The organism is Nocardioides houyundeii (assembly GCF_002865585.1).
Classification (GTDB): Bacteria; Actinomycetota; Actinomycetes; order Propionibacteriales; family Nocardioidaceae; genus Nocardioides; species Nocardioides houyundeii.
The window spans coordinates 2,099,174-2,116,247 of sequence record NZ_CP025581.1 but is presented as its reverse complement, the minus strand read 5'-3'; the positions used below and the strand labels follow the sequence as shown (position 1 = coordinate 2,116,247).

Below are 17,074 nucleotides of genomic sequence, written 5' to 3'. Positions count from 1 at the left end.
CGGTCTGGGCGAGGTGGTCAAGTGCGGCTTCATCGCCGACCCCGCGATCCTCGACCTCGTCGAGCGGGTCGACCCGGACGCCCTGACCCGCACTCGGCCGAGCTGCGTGAGCTGGTCGAGCGGGCCATCGCGGTCAAGATCGACGTCGTCGTGGGCGACCTCAAGGAGACCGGCGGCTCCGGGGGACACCCCGGCCGGGAGGTGCTCAACTACGGTCACACGCTGGCCCACGCGATCGAGCGGTGCTCGGGCTACACGGTGCGCCACGGCGAGGCTGTCGCCATCGGATGCGTCTTCGCGGCCGAGCTCTCTCACCTGGCGGGCACCCTGTCGGCCGACGTCGTACGGCGCCACCGCGAGGACTTCTCCCGGGTGGGGTTGCCGATCTCCTGGGACGGCGCCCCGTTCTCCGAGCTGCGGCAGGCGATGGCGGTGGACAAGAAGGCCCGCGGCTCGCAGCTGCGCTTCTTGGTCCTCGACGACGTGGCGGTGCCGCGGGTGCTCGCCGGACCCGACGACGACCAGCTCCGAGCCGCCTACGACGCGATGCTCCAGGCGGCCGAGGGTCAGCAGTCGTGAGCGCACACCCGGTGCTGGTGCTCAACGGGCCCAACCTGGGACGCCTGGGCCGCCGCCAGCCCGAGATCTACGGCGACACCAGCCACGAGGCACTGGTCGGACTGTGCGCCGAGTGGGGCGCGGCGCTCGGGCTCGACGTCGAGGTGCGGCAGACCAACCACGAGGGCGAGATGCTCGACTGGCTCAATGCCGCGGCCGACGAGCGGGTCCCGGTGGTGCTCAACGCCGGTGCCTGGACCCACTACTCCTACGCGCTCTTCGACGCCTGCGCCCAGCTGGAGGCGCCGCTGGTGGAGGTGCACATCTCCGACCCGGCCCGGCGCCCCGAGCAGTTCCGCCACACCTCGCTGGTGGAGCCGCACGCGATGGCCTCGGTGGTCGGCCTGGGTGTCGCGGGCTACCGCCGCGCCCTGGAGCTGCTGGCCGAGCACGCCACTTCGGCCGCCAGCGGGCACGGACGATAGACTCCCCGGTTGTTCCCCTCCTCGACGACGAAGGCTGACACGCGCGCATGGCAACCACGAATGACCTGAAGAACGGCATGGTTCTCAACATCGACGGGCAGCTCTGGGCCGTGGTGGAGTTCCAGCACGTCAAGCCCGGCAAGGGCCCCGCCTTCGTGCGGACCAAGCTGAAGAACGTCGAGTCGGGCAAGACCGTCGACCGGACCTTCAACGCCGGCACCAAGGTCGAGACCGCGAACGTCGACAAGCGGACGATGCAGTACCTCTACAACGACGGCAACTCCTACGTGTTCATGGACACCCAGTCCTACGAGCAGCTCGAGGTCTCCCCGGAGGTCGTCGGCGACGCCAAGAACTTCATGCTGGAGAACCAGGACGCCATCGTGGCGACCAACGAGGGCCGGGTGCTCTACATCGAGCTGCCGGCCTCGGTGGAGCTGCTCATCGCCGAGACGGAGCCGGGCCTGCAGGGCGACCGCTCCACCGGTGGCACCAAGCCGGCCACCCTGGAGACCGGGCACACCATCGCGGTGCCCCTGTTCATCACCTCGGGCGAGAAGGTCAAGGTCGACACCCGCGACTCCTCCTACCTCGGCCGCGTCAAGGGCTGACGGCGGAGCAGGACGAGGAGAGCGGCCGTGTCGGCGCGCAGCAAGGCCCGCAAGCGGGCACTGGACATCCTCTACGCCTCCGAGATGCGCTCGGAGAGCCCGGTGGACGCCCTGGACCGGGCGCTCGCTGACGGCGAGGGCCCGAGCAACGCCTACACCGGCGAGCTCGTGCGTGGGGTGTGGGAGCACCGGAGCCGCATCGACGAGATCCTGTCGACGTACTCCGAGGGCTGGACGCTGGCCCGGATGCCGGCCGTGGACCGCAACGTGCTGCGGCTGGGGCTCTACGAGATGCTCTACGTCTCCGACGTGCCGGACGCCGTCGCGGTGTCGGAGTCGCTGGCGCTGGTCCGCGACCTCTCCACCGATGACTCGCCTACGTTCGTCAACGGCGTCCTGGGCAACATCATGCGGCACAAGGACACCCTGGACTGATCTGCTGGACTTGACCGGCTGGGCTGACCCGCCCGGCCCGGGCAGGTGAGCGGCGGCCGCGGCCGCTGCTCAGGCCTGGACGGTCAGGGTTTGCTTGATCCGCCGCAGGACCCGCCGGCCCGTCGAGGGCGCCACGGCGTGCACCGGCATGGACCGAGGGTCGCGTGTTCCCGGCTGCTCGTCGCCGTCCTTGGCCGGGCCCGGAGCCTCGCGCATGTAGCGGTCGTTGGCCGGGACACCCCAGCGTGAGACGGTGCGCGACTTCTCCCAGGCCTCGACGATCCGCTTGCGGGTGCGGGACTCGAAGTGGAACAGCTCGCAGGTCGCGACCCAGACGATGCGCAGGCCGTGGTGGCGGACCTTGTAGCACAGGTCCACGTCGTTGAAGTTGAGCGGCAGGGTCTCGGTGAACCCGCCGACCTCGAAGTAGGTGTCGCGACGCATCGCGGCGCAGGCCGCAGTGACCCCGCTGGTCTCGCGGTTCACCACGAGATCGCCGAAGTGCCCCGGCGAGCTCCCCGGCGCGCCCATGTACGGGTGCTTGTAGTGGCCCCGGTTGTAGGCGTGCCCGGCGTGCTGGATGGTGTCGCTGCTGAAGTAGAGCTTGGCCCCGGTCATGCCCACGTCGGGCTCGTCGAGGGGACCGACCAGGTCCTCCAGCCAGCTCTCGGAGCGGATCGAGACGTCGTCGTTGAGCAGCACGAACCTGTCGCCGCTGGCGCGCAGGGCGCCGATGTTCATCTTGCGGCTGTAGTTGAACGGCTCGTCGAACTCCACCAGCACGAGCCGGTCGCCGGCGAGGTCGGCCAGCTCGTCGAGCACGGCCTGCGGAGTGGGCGGGTCGTAGACCACCACGATCTCGAAGTTCTGGTGCCGGGTCTTGGCCATCACCGTGCGCACGGCCTCCACCACGAAGACCTGGTGCAGGCCCCAGATCATGCTGCCCTTGCCGATGGTGGGGATGATCAGGCTGACCTTGAGCGCGGGGTCCAGCCGACGCTCCAGGCGGTACATGCCCGGGTGGGGGCCGAAGTCCACGTCCGCGGCCAGGCCGAGGCGGTCCATGTGGTCCTGCACGGCCTGGCGACCGGCGATCCAGGCGTACGGCTTGGCGTGGGCGTCCGCCGCGGCCGAGCCGGGCACCACCCGCCAGTGGTACAGGATCTCGGGGATGTGCACGATGGAGCGGGCCTGCTCGGTGACCCGCAGCACCAGGTCGTGGTCCTGGGAGCCGTCGTAGCCCTCACGGAAGCCGCCCACCCGGCGCAGCAGCTCGGTCCGGATGACAGACAGGTGGCTGGTGTACATCTGGCCACGGAGCCGCTCGGGCGACCAGTCGGGCTTGAGGAAGGCGTCGTAGAAGGTGCCGTCAGCCGCGACCTTGTCCTCGTCGGAGTACAGGTAGTCGACGTCGTCCTCGGCCTCGATCGCGGCCGCGTTGCGGGCCAGCGCGTCCGGGGTCAGCAGGTCGTCGTGGTCCAGCAGCACCACGAACTCGCCCGTGGCCACGTCGATGCCGTCGTTGGAGGCCTTGACGATGTGGCCGTTGGTCTCCCGCGCCACCACCTTGATCCGCGGGTCGCGGCCGGCGTGCTCGCGCAGCAGGGCCAGCACCCCCGGGTCGGGGGAGCAGTCGTCGACCAGGATCCACTCCCAGTCCTGGCACTCCTGGGCGAGCACCGAGGCGACCGTGTCGGCCAGGACGTCGAGCGGAGGGGCGTAGACGGGCGTGACGATCGAGAAGAGCGGGGCTGTCATGCCTGCCTCAGAGCTCGGACTTCGAGCCGGTGAGCAGCCTGCCGACGCGGTAGGCACGGGAGGCCTTGAGGCTCTTCAGCCTCTCCTCGGTGCGGGTCAGCCGCTTCTGCTGGCCGCGCAGCCGGTCGCGCAGCTTCTGCACGCGCTCCTGCTGGGCCTTGATGCGCACGTTGAGCCGGTTCACGGTCGCCTGGAGGCGCACCGCCTCTGCCTCCAGGCCGATGATGTGGTCGCGGGTGGTGAGCACGTCGTGGCGGGCGCTCTCCAGGTGCAGCTCGAGGTTCGCGACGTGCTGGGCCGTGGCCTCCTCCCGCTCCTGCGCCTGCGGGTCGGGGTGGTGCAGCGCGTCGAGCTCACGCTGCAGGGCCACCAGGCCCTGACGCTTCTGGCTCAGCTCGCCGGCGAGGTGGACCAGGCTGGACTCGTAACGGTGCACGATGTCGCGCGGTTGGAGCTCCGAGCGCTCGAACAGCACCGCCCATGGGGTGAGGAAGTCCAGGTTGACGTCGGCGCGTCGGTAGAACCCACGCTCGGCGAACGCGGCTGCCCACTCCGAGGTGGGACGCACGTTGACGTGGGTGGCCTCGGGGACTGGTGTGGGGTGGAGGAGAACAGGACCCGGTCGGTCGCCGCGCACATGGCGTCGATGCTGGCCCTGGCCGCGCGAGGATCCAGGTGCTCCACGACCTCGAGGCAGGTGATCAGGTCGAAGCGACCCTCCAGCGGGCGCGCGGCCGAGGAGAGGTCGAGCCGGGGACGCACCTCGGGGTGCGCGCCGGCAAGGGCGTGCTCGGAGATGTCGATGCCGCGGGCATCGACCCCCTTCTCGGCCAGCGCCTGGACCAGCAGGCCCTTGGCGCAGCCGACGTCGAGGGTCGTCTTGGGGTTGGCGAGGGCGATGAGCCGGTCGGCCAGGCTCCGGCTGTGCTCGCGCCAGGAGGGGTTGTCCCAGGTGTACTCGCCTTCGGCGCCGTTCAGCACGCGGGCGTAGTAGGACTCGGCGTAGTCGCTCGGCGCGGTCCCGCCGGTGACTGGCGTTACATCCTGCGACGACATTGCGACACGTCCCTACTTATCGGCCCCCAGCGCAGAGCCCCGCCCCGATCGCTGCCTTGCATGCGCTCGGCACCTTACCTCATGCAGCATCGCCGATCATGGCGCCGTACCGCGCGCTCCAGAGGGTGTCAGCGCCTGCCGGAAGCGCCGCGGGTGACCAGGGCGAGCGCTGAGCTGACGAGATAGTCCTTGACCTGCTGGGCCGAGATCTCGGTGATCGCCGGCGTCCCGGGGCTGACCTCGCTGACCAGGATGCCGACGCGCGCGAGCTGCAGGGCGCCGAGCCCGCTGGCGTACAGGGCGTTGGCCAGCACCCGGGGCTCGGCGACCACGAACTCGCCCGCCGCCACGCCGGCGTCCAGGGCGTCGGTCAGGAGCACCAGGCAGCCCGAGATGGCCCGGCCCAGACGCAGCGCCGCGTCCTCGCTCACCTCGTCGAGGAGCTCGGGACCGGTGCGCCGCATCAGCGACTGGGCGCAGTCGACGAACGCCGGGTGCGCGATGCCGTAGTCGGCGAACGTGCCCACCAGCGCACCCAGCCGGGAGGGGGCGGACAAGGCTCCGTCCGCGGCCTGCTGCAGCGCGGCCCTGAGGTCGTCGAGGTAGCCCACCAGGGTGAGGGCGAAGAGCTCCTCCTTGCCGCTGAAGTGGCGGTAGACGATGGCGCGGTTGATGCCCACCGCCTTGGCGATGTCCTCGATCTGGGCGTCGCGGACACCACGCTCGTCGAAGAGCGCGCGGGTCGCGGCCAGGATCTCCTGGGTGCGCGCCCGACGCCGTGCCGCAGCAGCGGTACGTCGTCCGTCGGGGCGCGGGCGCGCCGCACGCGAGTCGTCCATGAGGCGCAGTCTAGGCAGAATCGTCTCGGCGGGGCGCCGGGCTCGGTTTGACGGTCCGTTCCAGCCGAGCTCGGGCGGCCCCTCAGCCGCCGCTGATCGCCAGCACCGTCTCCAGGGTGTCGGCCTCGGCCGCGGACTTGTCGTCGCGGTAGCGCACCACGCGGGCGAAGCGGAGAGCGACGCCCCCCGGGTAGCGCGAGGAGCGCTGGAGGCCGTCGAGGGCGATCTCCACCACCTGCTCCGGCCGCACGTGCACGACGTGTCCCTCCCGGCGGGTCTCGAGCTCCAGGAAGCGCTCGGTCTGCCAGGTGAGCACCTCGTCGGTCATCCCCTTGAACGTCTTGCCGAGCATCACGAAGTCGCCGGTGGCCGGGTCCCGGGCGCCCAGGTGGATGTTGGAGAGCAGTCCCTGGCGCCGGCCCGAGCCCCACTCCACCGCCAGCACCACCAGGTCCAGGGTGTGCACCGGCTTCACCTTCACCCAGGCGGCGCCGCGGCGCCCCGCGTCGTACGCCGCGGCCAGGTCCTTGACCACGACGCCCTCGTGGCCGGCCTCGAGCACCCTCGCCAGGAACCCGGCGGCGGCCGCCGGGTCGCCGGTGACCAGCCGCGCGACCCGCTGGGACTCCGGCACCAGTGCCTCCAGTCGCGCCCACCGGACGTGTGCGGGCCGGTCCAGCAGATCCTCCCCGTCCAGGTGCAGCAGGTCGAAGAAGTACGACGTCACGTGCAGCTCGCCACCGGCCGTAGCCACCCTGGAGGCCGTCTCCTGGAAGGCGCGGGGTCGTCCGTCGCCGTCGACCAGCAGGGCCTCGCCGTCCAGCACCAGCCGGCTGGCCGGGAGCGCCCGAACCGCTGCCACCACCTCCGGCAGGCGCGCGGTGATCTCCTCCAGGGACCGGGTGAAGATCCTGACCTCGTCCTCGGCCCGGTGCACCTGGATGCGGATCCCGTCGAGCTTGGCGTCCACCGCGACCGGCGTCCGCCCCGGCTCCACCACCCCCTCCGGCACCTCTTCCGCAGCCGGCACCACGCGGCCGCCGATGCGCTCCAGTGCGGCCGCGACGTCGGGGGCGCTGGAGGCGAGCATCGGCAGGATCGGCGAGCCCACGGCGAGGCCGACCGACTCCAGGGCCGCCAGGCCGTCGCGCAGCGCCAGGGCGACCACGGCGATGGTGGATCCCGAGAGCATGGCGGCCCGGCGGACCGCCGCGACCGGCAGTCCGGCGGCGGCGGCGACCGCCTCCTGGAGCAGGGAGTCCAGCGCGCCCTGACGGACCTCGCCGAGCGCCACGGCGCGCAGCCACTGCTGCTCAGGATCGGTGGCCCGGGAGAACAGCTGGGCCACCGCGGCGGCCCGGGCGCCTTGCGAGCCAGGGCCGGAGAGGTCGGCGATCTCTTGGAAGGCGCGGTTCACCTCGGCCACGTCCAGCGTGGGCTCGACCGCAGGGGAGGGGAGGGCGCCCAGCGAGCGCCAGCCCAGGCCGGTGCGTCGCTGCAGCAGCGTCCCGGACAGGTAGGCGGCGACCACCTCCACGTGCTCGGGGTGGGCCTGGCCGAGGGTGCGCGCCAGCACCTCGACCTTGGCCTTGCGCGAGCGGGTGGCGGCCACGGCCCCGGACGCCTCGACGATCTCTTGCAGCAGCACGGTCCTCATTCTGGCCTGCCCGGGGAAGCCGCGTGCCCGCTCAGTCGCGCTGCGACAGCCTGGCGAGCTCCAGCACGAAGCGGTCCCAGCCTCGGCGCGGGTCGCGTCCGGTGAGCTCGCCGATCCTGCGGAGGCGCTGCCGCATCGTCTGCGGATGGCAGCCGGCCGAGGTGGCCGCGTCGGACGCGGAGCCGGTGGCCAGGTAGACGTCGAGGCTGTGCAGCAGCACCGGGTGCCGGCCCAGGGGTCCCAGGACCAAACGGTGCAGCCGCGCGGCGTCGGCGTCGCGGTGGCCCGAGGCGAGGGCGAGCGCCGCTGCGTCGGCGTCGTCGAGCAGGTCGCGGGCTTCGAAGGCACGGGCCGGCGCGTGGGTCAGGGCGTGCTCGGCCAGCCGGAAGGCGCGTGGGAGGTCGTCGATCCCGTGCCCGCCCAGGGCCACCGCCGACCACCCGCGTGCGCGCAGCGCTGCGGCCAGCGCCCCGCGCGGCACCTGGGGCAGCACGGCGAGGCCCAGGCCGTCCTGGACCCGGGTCAGTCGGCCCAGACCGGACGGGGGAGCGGGCGCCGAGGACGGCTGCGTGGTGCAGGCCTGTGCCAGGCAGGAGGCCCACGCCGCCTCTCCCGCCTCGGCCAGCGAGCCTCCCGTGGCGACCAGGACGAGGGGGTGCTCCGGCAGCCGCACGCCCAGCTGGCGGCTGCGGTCGGCGATGGCGGACCTGGTCGCGTGGCGTCCTGCCACGAGGTCGGCCAGCAGGTCGCCCAGGGCGAGCTCCCGGTCGTCGCTGATCCGGACCGTCGCGGCCGCGTGCCCGGCGTACAGCGCCTCGGAGAGCGCGTCGATGCTCGCCATCCACAGCCGGGCCAGGGCGAGGGCGTCGGCGACGGAGAGCCGGTCCAGGGCCCGGGCCGCCACCAGGTCGGTCACCGAGCTGCCCGCCACCCGATAGGCCCGCAGCACCACCGGCAGCGGACGCCCGTCGAGGGCGCGGGCGGCCCCGATGCCGCGGAACCGCTGCAGGTCCGCCTCGTCCAGGCTCGTGCCCTCCACCCAGGCGTCCAGCACCCGCGCGGTGCCCCAGGCCGCGATCGCGCCGACCTCCTCCAGCTGTGCCGGCGCCAGCACGGTGTACGCCGGGATCTCGGCGGTGACCGCCTCGACGATGCTCGTCGTGACGCCCTCCAGGTCGGCGAGCAGCTCGTCCCGGATCTCGCGGCGCCCCGCGTCGGCGCTCGGGTGATGGACACTCATGGGGTGACAACCTAGCCGCGCAGGGAGTGAGCGACGCCTTGACGTCCGCGCGGCCCGGATCGGAGCATCGCGGGCATGGATGCAGACATCATCGTCGTGGGCCACGGCCTGGCTGGTCTCGTGGCGGCCGCAGAGGCCGCCGACGCCGGCAGGCAGGTCATCGTGCTCGACCAGGAGGGTGAGCAGTCCCTGGGGGGACAGGCGCACTGGAGCCTCGGCGGCCTGTTCCTGGTCGACACCCCCGAGCAGCGACTGATGGGCATCAAGGACTCCCACGAGCTCGCGCTCGCGGACTGGCTGGGCAGCGCCCAGTTCGACCGCGAGGAGGACCGGTGGCCCCGGGCCTGGGCGGAGGCGTACGTCGACTTCGCCGCGGGGGAGAAGCGCTCCTGGCTGCGCGGGATGGGCCACCGGGTCTTCCCCGTGGTGGGCTGGGCGGAGCGCGGCGACGGCACCGCCGACGGGCACGGCAACTCGGTCCCGCGCTTCCACCTGACTTGGGGCACCGGCCCCGGCGTGGTCGCGCCCTTCGAGCGCCGGGTCCGGCAGCACGTCGAGACCGGGCTCATCACCTTCGCCTTCCGGCACCGGGTCGACGAGCTCGTGCTGGACCAGGGGGTGGTGACCGGGGTCCGGGGCCGGGTGCTGGCACCGAGTGCCGAGGAGCGGGGACGTGCCACCAACCGCGACGAGGTGGGCGACTTCGAGCTCTCCGCGCAGGCCGTCATCGTCTCCTCGGGCGGGATCGGCGGCGACCACGACCTGGTCCGCAAGGCATGGCCGGCCCGGCTCGGCGAGCCGCCGCGCACCATGGTCGCCGGGGTGCCGGCCCACGTCGACGGCCGGATGGTGGGGATCTCCACCACTGCCGGCGCCAACCTGATCAACCCCGACCGGATGTGGCACTACGTGGAGGGCATCCGCAACTGGGACCCGATCTGGGAGAACCACGGGATCCGGATCCTGCCCGGGCCCTCCTCGCTCTGGCTCGACGCCACCGGACGCCGCCTGCCCGCGCCGTACCTCCCCGGCTTCGACACGCTCGGCACCTTGGCGCACCTGCGCTCCACCGGCTACGACTACTCGTGGTTCGTGCTGACCCAGAAGGTGATCGAGAAGGAGTTCGCGCTCTCGGGCTCCGAGCAGAACCCCGACCTGACCGGCAAGGACGTCCGGCTGCTGCTCTCCCGGGTCACCGGCAAGGGAGCGCCTGGCCCCGTCCAGGCGTTCGTGGACCACGGCGAGGACTTCGTGGTGGCCGACAACCTGACCGACCTGGTCGCTGGGATGAACAAGGTCGGCACCGACGCCACGATCGACGAGTCGGACCTGCGCCGGCTGATGGAGGCGCGGGACCGTCAGCTGGACAACCCCTACGGTAAGGACACCCAGGTCACCTTCCTCCGCTCCCACCGCCAGCACCGCGGCGACAAGATCGTGCGCACCGCCGCCCCGCACAAGTTCCTCGACCCCAGGAACGGTCCGCTGATCGCCGTCCGGCTCAACATCCTCACGCGCAAGACGCTGGGCGGTCTGGAGACCGACCTCCAGGGGAGGTGCCTGACCAGCACGGGGGAGCCGCTTCCCGGGCTGTACGCCGCAGGCGAGGTCAGCGGCTTCGGTGGCGGCGGGATGATGGGCTACAACGCCCTCGAGGGCACGTTCCTCGGTGGCTGCCTGTTCTCCGGCCGGGCCGCCGGCCGCGCCGCCGCGGCGGCCGTGAGCTGAGACAGGCGTACCGTCGAGGGGTGACCGCAGCTCTGGAGCGCACCTGGCGCCCCGCCTGGCCCTGCCCCGTGCAGTCGGTGCTCGGTCAGCACCGCCGCGGGGGCGGCGACCCGACCCTGCGGGTGGTCGGCACCACCACCTGGCGGGCACTGCGCGCGCCGACCGGTGTGGCCACGCTCGCCGTGTCCGCCCTGGACGGCGGCGGCGAGGTGCGTGCGCGGGCCTGGGGACCGGGAGCCGAGTGGGCCCTGGACGCGTTGCCGGCGCTGCTGGGCGCCGAGGACGACCCGAGCGGCTTCGAGCCGCGTCACCCGGCGGTGATCGAGGGGCTGCGTCTCAGGCCGCACTGGCGGCTCTCGCGCACCGGGCTGCTGATGGAGTCGCTGGTGCCCTCGATCATCGAGCAGAAGGTCACCGGACAGGAGGCCTTCGCCGGCTTCCGGCGACTGGTCCGCCGCTTCGGCGAGCCGGCACCGGGTCCGGCCGAGGTGGACCTGTGGGTGCAGCCCTCGGCCGAGGTGCTGCGCGCGATCCCGTCCTGGGACTGGCTCGCGCTGCCCGTCGACCCGGCCCGCTCGCGCGCGCTGGTCCAGGCCGCCCGGGTCGCAGACTCCCTCGAGCGGCTCACCCGCTCCCCGGCCGAGGTGGTGGACCGCAAGCTGCGCACCCTGCCCGGCATCGGGGTCTGGACCAGCGCGGAGGTCCGGGCGCGGGTGCTGGGCGACCCGGACGCCGTCAGCTTCGGAGACTTCCACGTGGCCAAGGACGTCGGCTGGGCCGTGACCGGGACCCCGTTCACCGACGAGCAGCTGGCGGAGTTCCTCGAGCCCTGGCGCGGGCACCGCGGTCGCGTCGTGGCGGCCCTGATGGCCTCGCGCGGCCACCGTCCCCGGCACGGACCCCGGATGGCGCCGCGGACCCACCTGCCGGCGCGCAGGGTCACGCGCTGACCCGCTCAGAGCAGCGGGCGCAGGGGACCGAGGACGAACTCGGTGAACTTGCGGTGCAGGTCCCGGGCCTCCCACTCGCCGCTGGTGAGCTCGAGACAGTTGCTCTCGTCGAGGGCGAAGAGCTCCTCCATCAGCCGGGCCATCTCCTCGTCGATCAGCTCCACGTTGATCTCGTAGTTGCCGGTCAGGCTGAGCCGGTCCACGTTGGCGGTGCCCACCGTGGTCCAGTTGCCGTCGATGGTGGAGGTCTTCGCGTGCACCATCGCGTCCCGGTAGCGCAGGATCCGGACCCCGGCCGAGAGCAGCTGGGAGAAGTAGCCGCGGGAGATCCAGTCGGCCACGATGTGGTTGGACTTCAGGGGCAGCAGGATGCGGACGTCGACGCCGCGCTGCGCGGCCCGCTTGAGTGCGTCGACGAAGTCCTGGTCGGGGATGAAGTAGGCGTGCGTCATCCAGATGTTGCGGGTGGCGCGGTCGATTGCCTCGAGGTACATCGAGCGGATCGGGAACATCCAGAGCCGGGGGATGTTGCGTGAGAGCCGGATCCGCGGCTCCCAGGTGGAGTTGGTGCCCAGCAGCAGGGGCCGCTCGCTGGGTCGCAGGCGGTGCCGGCGGTGCAGGTTCCAGAAGTCGGCGAACGCCCGCTTCAGGTCCCACACGGCCGGCCCGGTGATCCGGATGTGGGTGTCTCGCCACTCGGTGGCGTAGGCGGAGCCGATGTTGTAGCCGCCGACGAAGCCCACCTCCTCGTCCACCACCAGGATCTTGCGGTGGTCCCGCCCGTAGCGGCTCAGCGCCCAGAACTTGATGCCGGCGTTGTAGACCGGGTAGCGCAGCACCTTGAGGTTGCGGGGGAACCGCTTGAACCTGGGGGAGACGACCAGGTTGGCGAACGCGTCGTAGATGCAGTAGACCTCCACCCCGCGGTCCGCGGCGGCGGCCAGCGCGCGCTTGAACGCCTCGCCCACCTCGTCGGACTTCCAGATGTAGGTCTCGAAGAGGATCTGGTGCCGGGCCCCGTCGATCGCGGCCAGCATGGCGTCGTACAGGTCCTGGCCGTAGGTGTAGGTGGTGACCGTGCCGTCGCCAACCGTCACCGTGCTCGGCGCGGCCCGCGGGAACGGCTTGGGCTTCTTGCCCCGCCTGCGGTAGGAGTCGACGAGGGTGAGGCCGATCGCCACGAGGAACGGGGTGCCGACCAGGGTCAGCACCGCTGCACGCGCGTGCCGAAGGACTCGGTCTGCGAAAGTGGGGCTGCTCACCCGCTCACCCTAGCGAGGCATCTCCGGCACCCCGGCACGCACGCCGCCCAGGACTGTCGGTGGCGCCGCGTAGGCTCGTGGTATGCGTCCAGTGACCGATCTCGAGCGCCGGGTGGCGCCGTTCCACGTGGTCTCCGACTACCAGCCGGCCGGGGACCAGCCCGCCGCGATCGCCGAGATCACCAGTCGGATCAAGGCCGGGGTGCCGGACGTGGTGCTGCTGGGCGCCACCGGCACCGGCAAGACCGCCACGGTGGCCTGGGTGGCCGAGCAGGTCCAGCGACCCCTGCTCGTGCTCCAGCCCAACAAGACCCTGGCCGCGCAGTTCGCCAACGAGCTGCGCCAGCTCTTCCCGGACAACGCCGTGGAGTACTTCGTCTCCTACTACGACTACTACCAGCCCGAGGCCTACGTCCCCCAGACCGACACCTACATCGAGAAGGACTCCTCCATCAACGAGGAGGTGGAGCGGCTGCGCCACTCCGCGACCAACTCGCTGCTGACGCGGCGCGACGTGATCGTGGTCTCCACGGTCTCCTGCATCTACGGCCTGGGCACCCCGCAGGAGTACGTCGACCGGATGCTGCGGCTCAAGGTCGGCGACGAGCGGGACCGCGACCAGCTGCTGCGCCAGCTGGTCAACATCCAGTACACCCGCAACGACATGTCCTTCACCCGGGGCACCTTCCGGGTCCGTGGCGACACCCTGGAGATCTTCCCGGTCTACGAGGAGCACGCGGTCCGCGTGGAGTTCTTCGGAGACGAGATCGAGCGGCTGATGACCCTGCACCCGGTCACCGGCGAGGTCATCACCGAGGACAAGGAGACCTACGTCTTCCCGGCCACCCACTACGTCGCCGGACCCGAGCGCATGGAGCGCGCCATCGCCGGCATCGAGCACGAGCTGGAGGACCAGCTGGCCAACTTCGAGCGCCAGGGCAAGCTGCTCGAGGCGCAGCGGCTGCGGATGCGCACCACCTACGACGTCGAGATGATGCGCCAGGTGGGCTCGTGCTCAGGCATCGAGAACTACTCGATGCACATCGACGGACGTGCTCCCGGGTCCGCCCCCAACTGCCTGCTCGACTACTTCCCCGAGGACTTCGTGCTCGTGGTGGACGAGTCACACGTCGCGGTGCCCCAGATCGGCGGCATGTACGAGGGCGACATGTCCCGCAAGCGCAACCTGGTCGACCACGGCTTCCGGCTGCCCAGCGCGATGGACAACCGGCCGCTGAAGTGGGAGGAGTTCCTGGACCGGATCGGCCAGACCGTCTACCTCTCCGCCACCCCCGGCAACTACGAGCTGGACAAGGTCGGCGGCGCCGAGAACGCCGTCGAGCAGATCATCCGGCCCACCGGCCTGATCGACCCGGAGGTCATCGTGAAGCCCACCAAGGGCCAGATCGACGACCTGATCCACGAGATTCGGCTGCGCGCGGAGAAGAACGAGCGCGTCCTGGTCACCACGCTGACGAAGAAGATGTCGGAGGACCTGACCGACTACCTCCTCGACGCCGGCATCCGCACCAGGTACCTGCACTCCGAGGTGGACACCCTGCGCCGCATCGAGCTGCTGCGCGAGCTGCGCCTGGGTGAGTACGACGTGCTGGTCGGCATCAACCTGCTGCGCGAGGGCCTGGACCTCCCCGAGGTGTCCCTGGTCGCCATCCTGGACGCCGACAAGGAGGGCTTCCTGCGCTCGGACAAGTCGCTGATCCAGACCATCGGCCGCGCGGCCCGCAACGTCTCGGGCCAGGTGCACATGTATGCCGACAAGGTGACCCGGTCGATGGAGTCGGCGATCGACGAGACCAACCGGCGGCGCGCCAAGCAGGTGGCCTACAACAAGGAGCGGGGCTTGGACCCGCAGCCGCTGCGCAAGAAGATCGCCGACATCACCGAGATGCTCGCCCGCGAGGACGAGAACACCGCCGAGCTGCTGGCGACCTGGCAGGGCACCGGTGCGCGCGGGGACAAGTCGAAGAAGGCTCCGGTGCCGGGCCTGTCGAAGATGAAGACGGCCGAGCTGCACCAGCGTGCCCCGGACACCGCCGGCATTCCCTCCAGCGACCTGGCCGAGCTCATCCAGCAGCTCACCGACCAGATGAAGGGCGCGGCGGCGGAGCTGCAGTTCGAGGTGGCCGCGCGGCTGCGGGACGAGATCGGGGACCTCAAGAAGGAGCTGCGCCAGATGATGGAGGCCACCAGGTGAGCCCGGCGCCGCAGCAGGCAGCGGACCGCCGGGGCTGAGCACGGGGAGTCGAACGGCATGGACGTCGAGACGATGCGCGCCCACTGCGCCGCCAAGCCCGGGGCCTGGGCCGACAAGCCGTGGGCCCACGAGCACCCTGTCTTCAAGGTGGGGGAGGGGGAGCGGGCCAAGATCTTCGTGTTCCTGCGCAGCGACAACGTCGGGATCAAGGGTGGTCTGAGCCGCGAGGCCGCGGACGAGTGGCTCCAGCGTTTCCCGGACGCGGCCCGGCCGATGGCCTACATCGGACGGTCCGGCTGGAACGACCTCGACTTCTCCGGCGCGATCAGCGACGAGGAGCTGCTCGACGCGGTGGACGAGTCCTACCGTCTCGTGGTCTCCCGGCTGCCCCGCGGGGCCCGGCCCGCGGGCTGGGACGACTGACGCCGGCCGCGGCTGTGCGGGGGCAGGCGGCTGTGCCGGGTCCTCAGGGGGTGCGTCGGGCGCGCGCGGCGGTGAGGCCGACGAGGCGGGCCACCACGAGCGCGATGTACAGCACGCCGACGACCTGCTGGACCATCACCACCGACCGGGCGTGGTCGAGCACCGGCAGGACGTCCGAGAGGCCCACACTGGTGAGGTTGGTGAAGGAGAGGAAGAGCAGCTCGAACCAGGCGAGCTCGTCCTCGCCGCCGGCACCCATGAAGGATCCCGGCCAGAGCACCTGGACCGCGGCGAAGACGTAGGCGAACCCCCAGGCCACCACGGTGAAGGCGGCTCCGGTGGCGAACAGCTCGTCCTGGCTGACTTGGTCGTCCTCGTAGAGGTAGCGGACCATGGCGTAGGAGACGTAGAAGTAGAACGGTGCATGGAGCAGTGCCGAGGTGAGCACGATCCCGTCATGGGTGGGGAAGTTGGCCTCGAGCACGGTGAAGATCACCGCCGGGACCCCGACCACCACTGTTACCCAGCTGAAGGCCGGGGTCCGACGTACGGCGTAGACGGCGGCGAGCACCACGAGCATGTTCACCACGCCGATCACGGCGCGGCCCCAGGTGGTGTGGTCCAGGAACGGGTAGCCGAGCACCGCAGCGAGCTGAGCCAACAGGAGTCCACCCGAGGGGTGGGTGCGCATCAGGCGGACCATGGCCGCCATCAGCGGTGCTCTCCCATGCGCCAGACCTTAGCCCCTCACCCGCCCGATGGCGTGCCGCGCAGCGCGCCGCCCGACCCGGTGCGGGAGTGGCCGACGTCACACCGGCGTCTGGCAGGTGCTATACCTAGCGTCGTGACTGCCGTCGAGACCGACCTCCTCGTCATCGGTGCCGGGCCCACTGGGCTCTTCGCCACCTACTACGCCGGGTTCCGCGGCCTGCGGGTCACGGTGGTCGACTCGCTCCCGGAGCTGGGTGGCCAGATCACCGCGATGTATCCGGAGAAGCAGATCCTCGACGTGGCCGGGTTCCCCGGCGTCAAGGGTCGTGACCTGGTCTCCGGCCTGGTGGCCCAGGCGGCGACGGCGAAGCCGACGTACCTGCTGGAGCGGACTGCTACGGACCTGGTGATGGACGGCGACCGGGTCGTGGTGGGCCTCGATGACGGCACCACGGTGCGGGCTGGCGCTGTGCTGGTGACCGCCGGCATCGGAAAGTTCAGTCCCCGGCCCCTGCCTGCGGGCGAGGAGTGGCTCGGTCGAGGCATGGAGTTCTTCGTCCCCTCGTTCGAGCCCTACCGGGACAAGGACGTGGTGATCGTCGGCGGCGGCGACAGCGCCTTCGACTGGGCACACCACCTCGAGCCCGTCGCCAGCTCGGTCACCCTGGTGCACCGGCGTGACGCCTTCCGGGCCCACGCCCGGACCGTGGAGCAGGTGCGCGCCTCCAGCGTCAGGATCCTCACCCGTGCCCAGGTCACCGCACTGCGCGGGCAGTCCCTGTTGGAGGAGGTCGAGATCACCGTGGACGGACAGGAGCCGACGACGCATCCCTGTCAGGCGGTGGTGGCCGCGCTCGGCTTCGTCGCCGACCTCGGTCCCCTGCAGACGTGGGGTCTGGAGACCAGCAAGCGGCACGTGGTCGTGGACTCGTCGATGCGGACCAGCGTGGAGCGGGTCTTCGCGGCCGGGGACATCACCGAGTATCCCGGCAAGGTGCGGCTGATCGCGGTGGGGTTCGGGGAGGCCGCGACCGCGGTGAACAACGCGGCCGTGGTGGTGGACCCGGCAGCGCACGTCTTCCCGGGACACTCCAGCGAGGACTAGGGCGTGTCTCCTAAGCCTCGGATCCACCTAGCCGATCGGTG

General features: G+C 71.4%; 17 protein-coding genes. 9 read left to right on the top strand and 8 right to left on the bottom strand.

The window, feature by feature from the left end; translation table 11 throughout:
- The first annotated feature begins 21 nt into the window (after positions 1 to 21).
- The 4 genes from C0R66_RS19965 to nusB are packed head-to-tail and all read left to right on the top strand — an operon-like array spanning position 22 to position 2,089.
- Positions 22 to 579, top strand: coding sequence for a 3-dehydroquinate synthase family protein (locus tag C0R66_RS19965; RefSeq protein WP_422385592.1), 558 nt, complete (start codon positions 22 to 24; stop codon positions 577 to 579).
- A complete protein-coding gene (locus tag C0R66_RS10170) occupies positions 576 to 1,043 on the top strand; it encodes a type II 3-dehydroquinate dehydratase (RefSeq protein WP_101524599.1) in 468 nt (155 codons plus the stop codon). Before C0R66_RS19965 ends, C0R66_RS10170 begins: the two co-directional genes overlap by 4 nt.
- Positions 1,044 to 1,090: 47 nt before the next feature.
- The gene (efp, locus tag C0R66_RS10165; RefSeq protein WP_101524598.1) at positions 1,091 to 1,654 is read left to right on the top strand and encodes an elongation factor P; all 564 of its coding nucleotides are present in this window, start codon (positions 1,091 to 1,093) and stop codon (positions 1,652 to 1,654) included.
- A gap of 27 nt (positions 1,655 to 1,681) precedes the next feature.
- A complete protein-coding gene (gene nusB, locus C0R66_RS10160; RefSeq protein WP_101524597.1) occupies positions 1,682 to 2,089 on the top strand; it encodes a transcription antitermination factor NusB in 408 nt (135 codons plus the stop codon).
- 69 nt (positions 2,090 to 2,158) lie between these two features.
- Here nusB and C0R66_RS10155 read toward each other — a convergent pair whose 3' ends face one another.
- From C0R66_RS10155 to C0R66_RS10130, 6 genes are all read right to left on the bottom strand, one after another.
- Positions 2,159 to 3,847: a glycosyltransferase family 2 protein gene (locus tag C0R66_RS10155; protein ID WP_101524596.1), complete on the bottom strand. Its 1,689-nt coding sequence runs from the start codon at positions 3,845 to 3,847 to the stop codon at positions 2,159 to 2,161.
- Positions 3,848 to 3,854: 7 nt separating this feature from the next.
- Complete coding sequence (locus C0R66_RS10150) at positions 3,855 to 4,283, bottom strand: hypothetical protein (protein ID WP_101524595.1); 429 nt, start codon at positions 4,281 to 4,283, stop codon at positions 3,855 to 3,857.
- Complete coding sequence (locus tag C0R66_RS10145; protein WP_101524594.1) at positions 4,238 to 4,903, bottom strand: class I SAM-dependent methyltransferase; 666 nt, start codon at positions 4,901 to 4,903, stop codon at positions 4,238 to 4,240. The genes C0R66_RS10150 and C0R66_RS10145 overlap by 46 nt, the downstream gene beginning before the upstream one ends.
- Positions 4,904 to 5,031: 128 nt before the next feature.
- Positions 5,032 to 5,742: a TetR/AcrR family transcriptional regulator gene (locus C0R66_RS10140; protein WP_101524593.1), complete on the bottom strand. Its 711-nt coding sequence runs from the start codon at positions 5,740 to 5,742 to the stop codon at positions 5,032 to 5,034.
- Positions 5,743 to 5,824: 82 nt separating this feature from the next.
- On the bottom strand, positions 5,825 to 7,390 hold the full coding sequence (locus tag C0R66_RS10135) for an ATP-dependent DNA ligase (RefSeq protein WP_101524592.1): 1,566 nt from the start codon (positions 7,388 to 7,390) through the stop codon (positions 5,825 to 5,827).
- 40 nt (positions 7,391 to 7,430) lie between these two features.
- The gene (locus C0R66_RS10130; RefSeq protein WP_101524591.1) at positions 7,431 to 8,639 is read right to left on the bottom strand and encodes a PucR family transcriptional regulator; all 1,209 of its coding nucleotides are present in this window, start codon (positions 8,637 to 8,639) and stop codon (positions 7,431 to 7,433) included.
- Positions 8,640 to 8,714: 75 nt separating this feature from the next.
- Here C0R66_RS10130 and C0R66_RS10125 point away from each other — a divergent pair, with 75 nt between their 5' ends.
- Positions 8,715 to 10,367 carry an FAD-binding dehydrogenase gene (locus tag C0R66_RS10125; RefSeq protein ID WP_101524590.1) on the top strand — a complete coding sequence of 551 codons (1,653 nt, stop codon included), beginning with the start codon at positions 8,715 to 8,717 and terminating at the stop codon, positions 10,365 to 10,367.
- 20 nt (positions 10,368 to 10,387) lie between these two features.
- Positions 10,388 to 11,317: a DNA-3-methyladenine glycosylase family protein gene (locus C0R66_RS10120; protein ID WP_240311693.1), complete on the top strand. Its 930-nt coding sequence runs from the start codon at positions 10,388 to 10,390 to the stop codon at positions 11,315 to 11,317.
- 5 nt (positions 11,318 to 11,322) lie between these two features.
- Here C0R66_RS10120 and C0R66_RS10115 read toward each other — a convergent pair whose 3' ends face one another.
- Positions 11,323 to 12,579: a phospholipase D-like domain-containing protein gene (locus C0R66_RS10115; RefSeq protein WP_101524589.1), complete on the bottom strand. Its 1,257-nt coding sequence runs from the start codon at positions 12,577 to 12,579 to the stop codon at positions 11,323 to 11,325.
- A gap of 82 nt (positions 12,580 to 12,661) precedes the next feature.
- On the opposite strand from C0R66_RS10115, the gene uvrB reads away from it, so the two are divergent.
- Both uvrB and C0R66_RS10105 read left to right on the top strand, forming a co-directional pair.
- Positions 12,662 to 14,794, top strand: coding sequence for an excinuclease ABC subunit UvrB (uvrB, locus tag C0R66_RS10110; RefSeq protein WP_101524588.1), 2,133 nt, complete (start codon positions 12,662 to 12,664; stop codon positions 14,792 to 14,794).
- Between the two features lie 57 nt (positions 14,795 to 14,851).
- Positions 14,852 to 15,217, top strand: coding sequence for an MmcQ/YjbR family DNA-binding protein (locus C0R66_RS10105; RefSeq protein ID WP_101524587.1), 366 nt, complete (start codon positions 14,852 to 14,854; stop codon positions 15,215 to 15,217).
- Positions 15,218 to 15,260: 43 nt separating this feature from the next.
- On the opposite strand, the gene C0R66_RS10100 is transcribed toward C0R66_RS10105, so the two are convergent.
- Entirely contained in the window at positions 15,261 to 15,929 is a 669-nt protein-coding gene (locus C0R66_RS10100; protein ID WP_101524586.1) for an ion channel, read from the bottom strand.
- 132 nt (positions 15,930 to 16,061) lie between these two features.
- On the opposite strand from C0R66_RS10100, the gene C0R66_RS10095 reads away from it, so the two are divergent.
- A complete protein-coding gene (locus C0R66_RS10095) occupies positions 16,062 to 17,033 on the top strand; it encodes an NAD(P)/FAD-dependent oxidoreductase (protein WP_240311694.1) in 972 nt (323 codons plus the stop codon).
- Positions 17,034 to 17,074 lie beyond the last annotated feature (41 nt).

What these genes read in the sequence shown, in the direction of transcription:
- efp (WP_101524598.1), top strand. Translation starts at nt 1,091, where the DNA reads ATGGCAACCACGAATGACCTGAAGAACGGCATGGTTCTCAACATCGAC.
- C0R66_RS10155 (WP_101524596.1), bottom strand. Translation starts at nt 3,847, where the DNA reads ATGACAGCCCCGCTCTTCTCGATCGTCACGCCCGTCTACGCCCCTCCG.
- C0R66_RS10145 (WP_101524594.1), bottom strand. Translation starts at nt 4,903, where the DNA reads ATGTCGTCGCAGGATGTAACGCCAGTCACCGGCGGGACCGCGCCGAGC.
- C0R66_RS10140 (WP_101524593.1), bottom strand. Translation starts at nt 5,742, where the DNA reads ATGGACGACTCGCGTGCGGCGCGCCCGCGCCCCGACGGACGACGTACC.
- C0R66_RS10130 (WP_101524591.1), bottom strand. Translation starts at nt 8,639, where the DNA reads ATGAGTGTCCATCACCCGAGCGCCGACGCGGGGCGCCGCGAGATCCGG.
- C0R66_RS10125 (WP_101524590.1), top strand. Translation starts at nt 8,715, where the DNA reads ATGGATGCAGACATCATCGTCGTGGGCCACGGCCTGGCTGGTCTCGTG.
- uvrB (WP_101524588.1), top strand. Translation starts at nt 12,662, where the DNA reads ATGCGTCCAGTGACCGATCTCGAGCGCCGGGTGGCGCCGTTCCACGTG.
- C0R66_RS10105 (WP_101524587.1), top strand. Translation starts at nt 14,852, where the DNA reads ATGGACGTCGAGACGATGCGCGCCCACTGCGCCGCCAAGCCCGGGGCC.
- C0R66_RS10100 (WP_101524586.1), bottom strand. Translation starts at nt 15,929, where the DNA reads ATGGCGGCCATGGTCCGCCTGATGCGCACCCACCCCTCGGGTGGACTC.